The organism is Micromonospora sp. NBRC 101691, from assembly GCF_030269285.1.
In the GTDB taxonomy this organism is placed as follows: domain Bacteria; phylum Actinomycetota; class Actinomycetes; order Mycobacteriales; family Micromonosporaceae; genus Micromonospora; species Micromonospora echinospora.
This window is the reverse complement of sequence record NZ_BSTB01000030.1, coordinates 35545-47494: the sequence shown is the minus strand read 5'-3', so window position 1 is coordinate 47494 and position 11950 is coordinate 35545. Positions and strand designations below refer to the sequence as shown.

General features: G+C 71.2%; 9 protein-coding genes and 1 pseudogene. 7 read left to right on the top strand and 3 right to left on the bottom strand.

From position 1 onward, the window contains the following. The first annotated feature begins 1 nt into the window (after window position 1). The 3 genes and pseudogenes from secF to QSK20_RS30500 form a co-directional block, all read left to right on the top strand. A complete protein-coding gene (gene secF, locus QSK20_RS30510) occupies window positions 2–1189 on the top strand; it encodes a protein translocase subunit SecF (protein WP_285792076.1) in 1188 nt (395 codons plus the stop codon). 107 nt (window positions 1190–1296) lie between these two features. Continuing rightward, window positions 1297–1860, top strand: coding sequence for an adenine phosphoribosyltransferase (locus QSK20_RS30505; protein ID WP_088984995.1), 564 nt, complete (start codon window positions 1297–1299; stop codon window positions 1858–1860). A 375-nt stretch (window positions 1861–2235) separates the two neighbouring features. Next, a pseudogene (locus tag QSK20_RS30500) lies at window positions 2236–4518 on the top strand (RelA/SpoT family protein); the annotation flags it as partial. 155 nt (window positions 4519–4673) lie between these two features. On the opposite strand, the gene QSK20_RS30495 reads toward QSK20_RS30500, so the two are convergent. Then, on the bottom strand, window positions 4674–5510 hold the full coding sequence (locus tag QSK20_RS30495; protein WP_285792074.1) for a peptidylprolyl isomerase: 837 nt from the start codon (window positions 5508–5510) through the stop codon (window positions 4674–4676). A gap of 58 nt (window positions 5511–5568) precedes the next feature. Continuing rightward, the gene (locus QSK20_RS30490) at window positions 5569–6456 is read right to left on the bottom strand and encodes a peptidylprolyl isomerase (protein WP_285792073.1); all 888 of its coding nucleotides are present in this window, start codon (window positions 6454–6456) and stop codon (window positions 5569–5571) included. Window positions 6457–6705: 249 nt separating this feature from the next. Here QSK20_RS30490 and QSK20_RS30485 point away from each other — a divergent pair, with 249 nt between their 5' ends. From QSK20_RS30485 to QSK20_RS30475, 3 genes are all read left to right on the top strand, one after another. Next, window positions 6706–7416 carry an MBL fold metallo-hydrolase gene (locus QSK20_RS30485; RefSeq protein ID WP_285792072.1) on the top strand — a complete coding sequence of 237 codons (711 nt, stop codon included), beginning with the start codon at window positions 6706–6708 and terminating at the stop codon, window positions 7414–7416. A 71-nt stretch (window positions 7417–7487) separates the two neighbouring features. Then, window positions 7488–8819: a histidine--tRNA ligase gene (gene hisS, locus QSK20_RS30480; RefSeq protein ID WP_285792071.1), complete on the top strand. Its 1332-nt coding sequence runs from the start codon at window positions 7488–7490 to the stop codon at window positions 8817–8819. A 107-nt stretch (window positions 8820–8926) separates the two neighbouring features. Beyond that, entirely contained in the window at window positions 8927–9832 is a 906-nt protein-coding gene (locus QSK20_RS30475) for an acyl-ACP desaturase (protein ID WP_285792098.1), read from the top strand. A 91-nt stretch (window positions 9833–9923) separates the two neighbouring features. Here the strand turns inward: QSK20_RS30475 and QSK20_RS30470 are convergent, their stop codons facing one another. Next, the gene (locus QSK20_RS30470; RefSeq protein WP_285792070.1) at window positions 9924–10457 is read right to left on the bottom strand and encodes a PaaI family thioesterase; all 534 of its coding nucleotides are present in this window, start codon (window positions 10455–10457) and stop codon (window positions 9924–9926) included. A gap of 353 nt (window positions 10458–10810) precedes the next feature. Between QSK20_RS30470 and QSK20_RS30465 the strand changes: the two genes are divergently transcribed. After that, window positions 10811–11863, top strand: coding sequence for a S1 family peptidase (locus tag QSK20_RS30465; RefSeq protein WP_285792069.1), 1053 nt, complete (start codon window positions 10811–10813; stop codon window positions 11861–11863). Window positions 11864–11950: the final 87 nt, after the last annotated feature.

Here is an 11950-nt window from a genome sequence, read left to right as displayed (position 1 = left end):
GATGGCTCGTAGTGGTCTTGCGACCCGGCTGTACCGGGGCGAGGCCGGTCTCGACGTCGTCGGCCGGCGCAAGCTCTGGTTCGGCGTCGCCGGGGTGCTCGTCCTGCTCGCCGTGCTCAGCTTCCTGGTGAGCGGCTTCAAGCTCGGCATCGAGTTCAGCGGTGGCAACTCGTTCCAGGTGCCGGCGAGCGTCGGTACCCTGGAGCGGACCGAGACGGTCACCGAGGAGGCGCTCGCCAGCGCCGGCGGCGGTGCCGAGCTGGTCACCGCGCAGGAGGTCGGTGGCCCGAGCGGCAACTTCTACGAGATGCGCACCTCGGAGCTGGACGCCGAGGAGGCCGAGGCGGTCAAGACCGCGTTGGCCGAGGAGTTCGGCCTCAACGCCGACCAGATCAGCGCCAACCGGGTCAGCTCGGCCTGGGGCAGCCAGGTCACCTCGCGCGCCGTCCTCGGTCTGTTCATCTTCGTCGCGCTGGTGACGGTCTACCTGGTCCTGCGCTTCGAGTGGCGGATGGCCGCCGCCGCGGTCGGCTCGCTCTTCCTCAACCTGGTGCTCACCGCGGGTATCTACTCGGCGATCGGCTTCGAGGTGACCCCCTCGACGGTGATCGGCTTCCTCACCATCCTCGGCTTCGCCCTCTACGACGTCGTGGTCGTCTTCGACAAGGTGCAGGAGAACGTCCGGGGGATCACCGCCAACAACAACCAGACGTACGGCGACGCCGCCAACCTGGCGGTCAACCAGAGCCTGATGCGGTCGCTGAACACCTCGGTGGTCGCGCTGCTGCCCGTCGGTGGTCTGCTCTTCATCGGTGCCGGCCTGCTGGGGGCGGGCACCCTGAAGGACCTCGGCCTGGTGCTCTTCGTCGGTATGGCGGTGGCCTTCCTGACCTCGATCCTGGTGGCCACCCCGCTGCTCGTGGTGCTGAAGAACCAGGAGCCGCGGATCCAGGCGCACAACAAGCGGGTGCTGGCCCGGCGCGGTGCGATCGCCCGGGGCGAGGGCACCCCGAAGGGGACCCCGAAGTCCACCGAGAGCGGCGACGAGCCGATCGACCCGGAGTCGGCGGCGCTGGCCGGCTCGGCTCCGAAGGTCGGCGCCCGTCCGGCCGGCAAGCGGCCCACCGGCGCGCGGGGCGGCCGTCCCGCCGGTGGCGGGGGCAACCGACCCGGCGGCAAGCGCCGCTGACCTGACGGGTGGGGCGTGACGCCCCACCCGCCGACTGGCGACGTTACGGCGTCCTTCATGCTGTGCGGGCAGCATTGAAGGACGCCGTGTCGTTGAAGGGGGCAAACGTGACGCAGACCCACACCGGGGTACGCGGGGACAGCGGTCCCGCCGTGGCCGAACTGGTGGCCGGTCGGGTACTCGACGTACCGGACTTCCCGAAGCCCGGGATCGTGTTCAAGGACCTGATGCCGCTCTTCGCCGACGGCGCGGTCTTCCGTGAGGTCGTCGACGGGATCGTGGCCCACCACGGGCGGGACTCCTTCGACGTGGTGGCCGGGATCGAGGCGCGCGGCTTCGTGGTGGCCGCCGCCATCGCGTACGCCACCGGTGTCGGGGTGGTGCCGGTACGCAAGGCCGGCAAGCTGCCCCGGGCCACCCATTCGGCCTCGTACGCGCTGGAGTACGGCGAGGCGACCCTGGAGGTGCACCAGGACGCGTTCACCGCCGGGCACCGCGTTCTGGTGGTCGACGACGTCCTCGCCACCGGGGGCACCGCAGGGGCCACCCTGGACCTGGTGGAGCGGGCCGGTGGCACGGTGTCCGGGTTCACCGTCCTGATGGAACTGGCCTTCCTCGGTGGCCGGCAACGGTTGGCGCCGCGTCCGGTCCATGCCCTGCTGACTGTTTGATCCGACGGCCCGTCGGACGGGCCCGGCGCGGGCCGTCCGGCGGAGCGGCACACCAGGTCCCCGGCGGGTAGCATTGCCCTTTGCTGACCGGAGGGTTACCCGCCGGGCGGCGTACTCGGGCGACCGGCTACGGTCGGCTCTTTCCGGCGAAGGGTGAGGAGGCCGGTGTCCTACGATGTCGTTCCTCCGGTGGAGGGCACGGTGCATCCGACAGGCGACGCGGACAACTCGGCGGCCGACCAGACCGGGATCGGCCCGACCCGGCTTCCCGACGGCAGTGCCCCGGCCGGCGGGTCCGGGCTGCCGGTGCCGCTGGGCGGCGACGGAACGGCCCCGATGGCCGGTTCGCTGGTGGCCGACGACCCGTCCGACCCGACGTCGGGCGGCGGGTTCGCCCTGGCCAACGCGCCCACCGGCCGGCGGGTCCGGGCCCGGCTGGCCCGGTTCAACGCGCCCTGGCAGACCTCCCAGGTCAGCGAGGTGCTGGAGCCGCTGATCTCCACCCACCGGGAGAACCACCCGAAGGCCGACGCCCGGCTCCTCCAGCGTGCCTTCGACATGGCCGCCCGCTGGCACTCCGGGCAGTACCGCAAGTCCGGTGACCCGTACATCACCCACCCGCTCGCGGTCGCCACCATCCTGGCGAACCTCGGCATGGACACCACCACCCTGGTGGCGGCGCTGCTGCACGACACCATCGAGGACACCGAGTACACCCTCGACCAGATGCGGGCCGACTTCGGCGGCGAGGTCGCGCTCCTGGTCGACGGGGTGACGAAGCTCGACAAGGTCAAGCTGGGCGACGCCGCGAAGGCGGAGACCATCCGCAAGATGGTGGTCGCCATGGCGAAGGACCCCCGGGTGCTGGTCATCAAGCTCGCCGACCGGCTGCACAACATGCGTACCCTCACCTTCCTGCCCCGCCCCAAGCAGGAGCAGAAGGCCAAGGAGACGCTGGAGATCCTGGCCCCGCTGGCCCACCGGCTGGGTATGAACACCATCAAGTGGGAGCTGGAGGACCTGGCCTTCGGCACGCTCTTCCCGAAGCGGTTCGAGGAGATCAACCGCCTGATCGGGGAGCACCAGCCGCAGCGCGAGGCGCTGCTGCGCCAGGTGACCCAGAAGGTGCAGACCGACCTGAAGGTCGCCAAGATCAAGGCCGAGGTCACCGGCCGGCCGAAGCACCTGTACTCGATCTACCAGAAGATGATCGTGCGGGGTCGGGACTTCAACGACATCTACGACCTGGTCGGGGTGCGGATCCTGGTCGACACGGTGCGGGACTGCTACGCCGCGCTGGGCGTGATCCACGCGAACTGGCAGCCGGTGCCGGGCCGGTTCAAGGACTACATCGCGATGCCCAAGTTCAACATGTACCAGTCGTTGCACACGACGGTCATCGGGCCGACCGGCAAGCCGGTCGAGATGCAGATCCGCACGTACGCCATGCACCGCACCGCCGAGTTCGGTATCGCGGCGCACTGGAAGTACAAGGAGCACAAGGGCACCCAGATCGTCGGCCCGCCGGCGCACATCGACGAGATGACCTGGCTTCGCCAGCTGCTGGACTGGCAGCGGGAGGCGGCCGACCCGAGCGAGTTCCTCGACGCGCTGCGCTTCGACCTGTCCAGCCAGGAGGTGTACGTCTTCACCCCGAAGGGGGACGTCATCCCGCTGCCGACCGGCTCGACGCCGGTGGACTTCGCGTACGCGGTGCACACCGAGGTGGGGCACAAGTGCATCGGGGCGCGGGTCAACGGCAAGCTGGTGCCGTTGGAGTCGACGCTCTCCAACGGCGACGTGATCGAGATCTTCACCTCGAAGTCCGACACCGCCGGCCCGACGCAGGACTGGCTCGGCTTCGTCAAGAGCCCCCGGGCGCGGACGAAGATCCGGCAGTACTTCAACAAGGAGCGGCGCGAGGAGGCGATCGAGGCCGGCAAGGACGCGATCGTCAAGGCGATGCGCAAGCAGGGCATGCCGTTGCAGCGGATGCTCACCTCGGACGCGCTGATGACCATCGCCCGGGACCTGCACCTGGCCGACGTGGCCTCGCTCTACGCCGCGGTGGGGGACAGCCAGGTCTCCGCGCAGTCGGTCGTGCAGAAGCTGATGGCCACGTACGGCGGCGAGGAGGGCGCGGTCGAGGACATCGCCGAGACGGCGGTGGCGACCCGGCCGCCGCGCAGCCGCGCGTCCAGCCACGATCCGGGTGTGGTGGTCCGGGGCGTGAGCGACGTCTGGATCAAGCTGGCCCGCTGCTGCACGCCGGTCCCGCCGGACGCGGTCTTCGGTTTCGTCACACGCTCCGGCGGCGTGAGCGTGCACCGGGACGACTGCGCCAACGCCGAGGACCTCAAGGAACAGGTGGAACGCGTGGTGGAGGTGAGCTGGAAGCTCACCTCGGCCTCCACGTTCCTGGTCGCCATCCAGGTGGAGGCCCTCGACCGGCACAAGCTCCTCGCCGACGTGACCCGGGTGCTCTCCGAGGAACGGGTGAACATCCTCTCCGCCACCGTCACCACCACCCGGGACCGGGTGGCGGTGAGCCGGTTCAGCTTCGAGATGGCCGACCCGAAGCACCTCGGTCACCTGCTGGCCGCCGTCCGCAAGGTCGACGGTGTCTTCGACGCGTACCGGGTGACCTCGGGCGCCTGACCCCACATCGCGGAAAGAAACACCCTGGTGGCGCTGACCAGGTGAGTCAGCGGCCGGTCCGGTGCTGCTCGCTGCCGCGCCGGCAGGAGCCGCTTCCGGGATGTACGCGAAACGCCCGCCGGACGGACCGGCGGGCGTTCGGCGGAGCGGGTGTGTCAGCTCTGGATCTCGCTCATGGTCAGCTTGTTGATGACGACCTCCTTCTTGGGGTGGCCGCCACCGGCCTGCTGGCCGAAGGCGTTGTCGTGCCCGGCCGCGCCGACCTGCTTGACGATGTCCATTCCCTGCGTGATCGTGCCGAGAACGGTGTAGTCCGGGCTGAGCTGCGAGTCGCCGTACACGATGAAGAACTGGCTGCCCGTGCTGCCCGGCTCGGCGGACTTGGCCATCGCGATGACGCCCTCCGGGTACGGCGGACGCTCGTCGGTGGGCAGGTTCTCCTCGGCGAACCGGTACTGCGGGCCGCCGGTGCCGTCGGTCTCCCGCCAGCCCTTGCCGGTGGCGCTCGGGTCACCGCACTGCAGCACCTTCAGCCCTTCGGTCACCAGCCGGTGGCACTTGCTGTTGTCGAAGAAGTTCTTGCTGGCCAGGTGGGTGAAGCTGGCCGCCGTGCAGGGCGTGTCGGCAAGGTTGACCTTGGCGGTGATCGGCCCCAGGTTGGTGTCGATCGTCATGGTCTGGGTGCCGACGTTCGGCTGCTGCGTACCGGGCAGGCCGACGTCCTTGGTCTGCGGCGACCGCTGGTCGGCCGGCGCCTCGTTCCAGACGCAGAGCGAGGTGCCGGCGGGCGTGGCGGTGGTGTCGGTGTCCTCGTCGTCGCCGAGGCTCGCGACGAGCCACACCGTGCCGGCGACCACGAGCAGCAGGGCCGCCCCCGCCCCGACGATCGCCTGCATCTGCCGGCGCTTGCGGGCCTTGGCCGCGCGCTCGGCCATCTCCCGCTCGAGTCGGGCCCGCGCCGCCGCGCGCTGCCGCTCTCTGGTGGACGTCACGGTCACTCCTCGTCGTGTCTCGGCGGTCAGTTGCCGCAGATGTGGTGTGGGCTGGTGGTCAGCCCGCGCTCGGAGTCGCCGACGGCGCTGCGGCCGGGCTGCTCGGAGCGGGGGCCGGCGACCCCGCCGGCGTCGTTGCCGACTCGCCGACGGTCAGGCTCTGGATCACCACGTCGGTCTTCGGCTTGACCTTCGCCCCCGACCCATTGTCCACGGTCTCCAGGGCGCCGACCTTCTCCACCACGTCGAGTCCACCGGTGACCTTCCCGATCACCGAGTACGCCGGCTCCGCCGGGTTGAAGTCCTTGAAGAAGATCAGGAACTGGCTGCTGTTGGCGCCGGGCGGGCTGGCGAGCATCGCCACCGTGCCCTTCGGGTACGCCGGGGGCTGGTCCGCGGCCGGGCTCGGCGACGGCGCGGCGGGGACGTTCTCGTCGTAGAACGAGTAGGTCGGCCCGCCGAGGCCGCTGCCGCTCGGGTCGCCGCAGCGCAGCGCGCCTTCGGTGGTGATCTCGTGGCACGTGGTGTTGTCGTAGAACGAGCGGCCCGCCAGGTGGCTGATGCTCGCGGCGGCGCACGGCGCGCCGGCCAGGTCCAGCTCGACGGTGATCGGGGCGCCCTGGTTGGTGGTGACCGTCATCGGGCGGGTGCCGGAGGTGGGCAGGCCCTTGGTGGGCGGTGTGCCGACGTCCTTGAGGTCGGCGTTGCCCTCGGCGTTCTGCGGCGTCCAGGCACAGACGTCCGGCTCGGCCAGGTTCTCCTCCGGATCCCGGTCGAAGCCACCGAGCGCCCAGACCGAACCGACCACGACGAGCGCGAGCACCACCCCGGCGCCGACACCCGCCTGGATCTGGCGGCGGCGCTTGGCGCGGGCGGCCCGCCGGGCCATCTGCCGGTCGAGCTTCTCCCGTGCGAGCTTGCGCTGCCGGTCCCTGCTGGAAGCCACCCGCGCTCCCCTTCCTCTACCCTGGTCGTCATGGCGGACGGGCGCCGGGCGCCGCCGGGCGCAAGTGCGCCACGCCACACGCCCGCAAGAGTGTACGGGTAGCGGCTGGGAATGTGGTGTACCAGGTCGGCCAAGGGTTCTATCGTCAACTTTCACTGGCCGTACGGCCATGCCCACCCGGGGTGGCCGCGACGACCCGCCCGGCTAGGCTGCTGACCGGGTAGGCATCGACGAGGAAGGGGAGCGGACGTGCTCGTGGCCGGCTTTCCCGCGGACGCCTTCGGCACCAACTGCTACGTGGTCGCCACCGCTCCGGGGGAGCAGTGCGTGGTGGTCGACCCGGGCATCGGCGTGCTCGACCGCCTCGACGCGCTGCTCGCCGAGCACCGCCTGCACCCGGCCGCCGTGCTGCTGACCCATGGTCACCTCGACCACACCTTCTCGGTCGCCCCGGTCTGCGGGGCGCGCGGCATCACCGCGTACGTCCACCCCGACGACCGGGAGCTGCTCGCCGACCCCGCCAAGGGCCTCTCGATGGACCTGCGCCAGCTCTTCGGCGGTCGCCTGCCGTACACCGAGCCGGAGGACGTCGCCGAGCTGACCGACGGCGCGACGCTCGCCCTCGCCGGGTTGGAGATCACCGTCGACCACGCCCCGGGCCATACCGGCGGGTCGGTGCTGTTCCGGATGCCCGGCGCCGGCTCGCCCTGGGAGGCCGAACAGATCTGCCTCTCCGGTGACGTGCTCTTCGCCGGCTCGATCGGTCGCACCGACCTGCCGGGCGGCAGCATGCCCGCGATGGTGACCAGCCTCCGGGAGAAGATCCTCCCGCTGGCCGACGACACCGTCGTGCTGCCCGGCCACGGCCCCGCGACCACCATCGGTCGCGAGCGTGTGAGCAACCCGTACCTCGTCGAGGCCGGCGGCGCGAGCCCGGCCGCCCCCACCCGGGGCTGGTAGTCCCCGCACCCGCGCGGCGCGCGGGCGGTCCACGTCGTCCCGCACCACGCGCGGGAGTTCAAGGAGCACCCATGAGCAAGCCCACGCCCATCTCCGGCTTCCCGGAGTGGACGCCGTCGCAGCGCATGATCGAGCAGTACGTCCTCGACCGGCTCCGTGACACCTTCGAGCTGTACGGTTTCGCCCCGCTGGAGACCCGCGCCGTCGAGCCGCTGGACCAGTTGCTGCGCAAGGGGGAGACCTCCAAGGAGGTCTACGTGATCCGGCGGCTGCACGAGGAGGAGGGTGCCGCCCCCACCGCCGACGACACCCTCGGCCTGCACTTCGACCTGACCGTGCCGTTCGCCCGGTACGTGCTGGAGAACGCCGGCAAGCTCCAGTTCCCGTTCCGCCGCTACCAGATCCAGAAGGTGTGGCGGGGCGAGCGTCCGCAGGAGGGGCGCTACCGGGAGTTCCTCCAGGCCGACATCGACATCGTCGACCGGGACGACCTCGCCGCGCACCACGAGGCGGAGATGCCGCTGGTGATCGGGGACGCGCTCGGTGGCCTGCCGATCCCGCCGGTGCGGATCCAGGTCAACAACCGCAAGGTCTGCGAGGGCTTCTACCTCGGCCTGGGGCTGACCGACCCGGAGGCGGCGCTGCGCGCGGTGGACAAGCTCGACAAGATCGGCCCGGACAAGGTGGCCGAGCTGCTGGTCGCCAGCGCCGGGGCGACCGAGGCGCAGGCCAAGGCGTGTCTGGCCCTGGCGCAGATCAGCGCTCCGGACGCCGCGTTCGCCGCCGAGGTGCGCGCCCTCGGGGTCTCCCACCCGCTGCTCGACGCCGGGATCGAGGAGCTGACCCGGGTGGTGGAGACCGCCGCGGCGCACGCGCCCGGTCTCTGCGTGGCCGACCTGCGGATCGCCCGGGGGCTGGACTACTACACCGGCACCGTCTACGAGACCCAGTTGCAGGGCTTCGAGCGGTTCGGCTCCATCTGCTCGGGCGGTCGGTACGACAACCTGGCCGCCTCCGGCGCGAACCGGTTCCCGGGGGTGGGCATCTCGATCGGGGTGAGCCGTCTGCTCGGCCTGCTCTTCGGCGCGGACCGGCTGACCGTCTCGCGGAGCGTGCCGACCTGCGTGCTGGTGGCGGTGCCGACCGAGGAGCGGCGGACGGAGACCGACCGGATCGCGCAGGCGCTGCGCGGTCGCGGCATCCCGTGCGAGGTGTCGCCGACCGCCGCGAAGTTCGGCAAGCAGATCCGGTACGCCGAGCGGCGCGGCATCCCGTACGTCTGGTTCCCGGGGGTCGACGGGGCGCCGGACGAGGTCAAGGACATCCGCTCGGGCGAGCAGGTGACCGCCGACGCGGGGGAGTGGACCCCGCCCCGGGCCGACCTGAAGCCGCTGGTCAGCTAGGACGTTACTGGCGCGTACGCGATAGAGTCCCTACGGTGGCGTAGGTTACGCCACCGTAGGGAGAACTCGTGACCGCCAGCACCGCTCTCAGCCAGACCGCCCTGCTCATGGAACTCGAGCCCGTCGTCGAGAAGAACCTGAACCGCCACCTGAGCGTGGCGAAGGAGTGGTTCCCGCACGAGTACGTGCCGTGGAGCGAGGGACGCACCTTCGACGGGCCGCTGGGCGGGGACGCCTGGTCGGAGTCGGACTCGAAGCTGCCCGAGATCGCCCGGACCGCGCTGGTCGTCAACCTGCTCACCGAGGACAACCTCCCGTCGTACCACCACCAGATCGCCACCCTGTTCGGCCCGGACGGGGCCTGGGGCACCTGGGTGGGGCGCTGGACGGCGGAGGAGGGCCGGCACGGCACCGCGATCCGGGACTACCTGACGGTGACCCGGGCGGTGGACCCGGTGGCCCTGGAGCGGGCCCGGATGACGCACATGACGGAGGGCTACTCCAACAACCACGACCACGAGATCCTGCACACGCTGGCGTACGTGTCGTTCCAGGAGTTGGCGACCCGGATCTCGCACCGCAACACCGGCAAGGTGACCGGCGACCCGATGTGCGAGGCGCTGCTGGCCAAGGTGGCCGCCGACGAGAACCTGCACATGGTCTTCTACCGCAACCTGCTCGCCGCGGCGTTCGAGCTGGCCCCGGGGCAGGCGATGCGCGCGGTGGCCGACGTGCTGGCCGACTTCCAGATGCCCGGCGCCGGCATCGAGGGCTTCGCCCGCAAGTCGGTGGCGATCGCCCTGGCCGGCATCTACGACCTGCGTCAGCACCGTGACGAGGTGGTGGTCCCGGTGCTGCGGCAGTGGGACGTGTTCAACCTCTCCGGGCTCGACGCCGACGGCGAGATCGCTCGCGAGCAGGTCGCCGCCCAGCTGGACACGCTCGAGCGGCAGGCGTCCCGGTTCGAGGAGCGCCGCGCGGCCCGCGCCGCCCGGCGCGCCGCCACCTCCTGACCCGCCGCGCGTCACCTTTCGCCGCCGCTCGTCCCGGACGTCCCGGCCGCCCCGTGTGGCCGGGAACGGGCGACGGCACGGCGGTGGCCGGTCAGGCCGGCGGCGGAACGGCCGGCGCGCCGGGCAGGTCGAACAGGAGGCAGGTGGAGGTGGCGTGGGCGACCAGGCGTCCCCGCGTGTCGGTCAGCCGGGCCTCGGCCAGGGCGGTGCGGCGGCCGCGTTGCAGCACGGTGCCCTCACAGCGCAGCAGGCCGGAGTCGACCGTGGCCGGGCGGAGGAACCTCGCGTTCAGGTCGAGTGAGGTGTAACCGACCCCGGCCGGCAGGGTGGTGTGCACGGCGCACGCGGCGGCGGTGTCGAGGAGGGTCGAGATGACCCCGCCGTGCACGGTGCCGAGCGGGTTGTAGTGGAACTCCTGGGGGGTCAGTTCGACGGCCACCCACCCCTCCTCGGCCTCCATCCGGGCCATGTCCATCAGCTGCATCACCGGCGGTGGAGCCAGCTCACCGGCGATCATCGCCCGGAGCAGCTCCAGCCCGCCGAGTCGTCCGAGGTGGTCGACGCCGACGGTCGGGTCCGACCAGGAGAAGGTGCGGCTGCGTGTCGATTCCTGGGTCTGTGTCACGGACTCAGCCTCGCAGCTCCGCGAGCCGTACCGGGAGCCGGGTGCCCGGGTGCCCGGGTGCGGCACGAGTACCGCCTGACCCGGCTGGGCGTCGACCTGGTGCCGAGGCCCGGTCCGGGGGCGCGTCACCGGGTCGACTGAGGGCCGGTTCGTGGGCGTGACCAGAGTGTATAGACGATCTTCCCTGTCAACAATGTTGCCGTGTTATGACCCAGGTGATCGGTGCGCCGGCTCTTGCAGATGAACTTAGATATGTGAATACTTCAGCTCATCCGATCGGCTTCCCCCAGGTCGGTCCGGTGCTCCCGGGTAACGCCGAACGGCGTGCCCCCGCCTCTCTTTGGAGGATGTTCATGCGACCCACGAGGTCTACGCTCCGCCGCGCCGCCACCGTCGCCGTGGCCGGCACCATGGTCGCCGGCTCGCTCCTCGGCGCGCCCGCCCAGGCCGCCCCCGTCTCGCCTGCCTCCCCCGACGCCGCCACCAGCCTGGCCGAGCGCCTCGGTGACCGTTCCGCCGGTGCCTACCTCGACGCTGCCGGCAAGATGGTCGTCACCGTCACCGACGCCTCGGCCGCCCGCCAGGTCACCGCCGCCGGCGCCACTCCGAAGATCGTCAAGCGGGGCGCCGCCGAGCTGGCCCGCGCCACCGCCGAACTGGACCGCTTCGCCAAGATCCCGGGCACCGCCTGGTGGACCGACCCGGTCAGCAACCAGGTCGTGGTCTCCGTCGACAGCACCATCACCGGCGCCAAGCTGGAGAAGGTGCAGACCGTCGCCGCCAAGTTCAACGGCACGGTCCGCGTCGAGCGGGAGGCCGGCGTGCTGAGCACCCGGATCTCCGGCGGCCAGGCCATCTACGCCGGTGGTGGCGGTCGTTGCTCGCTGGGCTTCAACGTCCGCAGCGGCACCACCTACTCCTTCGTGACCGCCGGCCACTGCACCAACATCTCGGCGAGCTGGTACAGCAACTCGGCCCAGACCAGCCTGCTGGGCAGCCGGACCGGCACCAGCTTCCCGGGCAACGACTACGGGATCGTCCGGCACAACAACTCGGCCAACGCGACGGGCAACGTCTCCCTCTACAACGGCACCTTCCGCGACATCACCGGCTCCGGCAACGCCGTCGTCGGCCAGTCGGCGCAGCGTTCCGGCAGCACCACCGGTCTGCGCAGCGGCTCGGTGACCGCGCTCAACGCCACCGTCAACTACGCCGAGGGCACGGTCACCGGCCTGATCCGCACCAACATCTGCGCCGAGCCGGGCGACAGTGGCGGCTCGCTGTTCAGCGGCGGCACCGCCCTGGGCCTGACCTCCGGCGGCAGCGGCAACTGCCGCACCGGTGGCACCACCTTCTTCCAGCCCGTGACCGAGGTGCTCAGCCGCTACGGGGTCGCCGTCTTCTGATCCCGCCTGCGGGATGATCCGGTAACGGAACCCTGAAAAACGGGCCGTCGGCACGCCGACGGCCCGTTTTCCGTGCGCACGACCCGG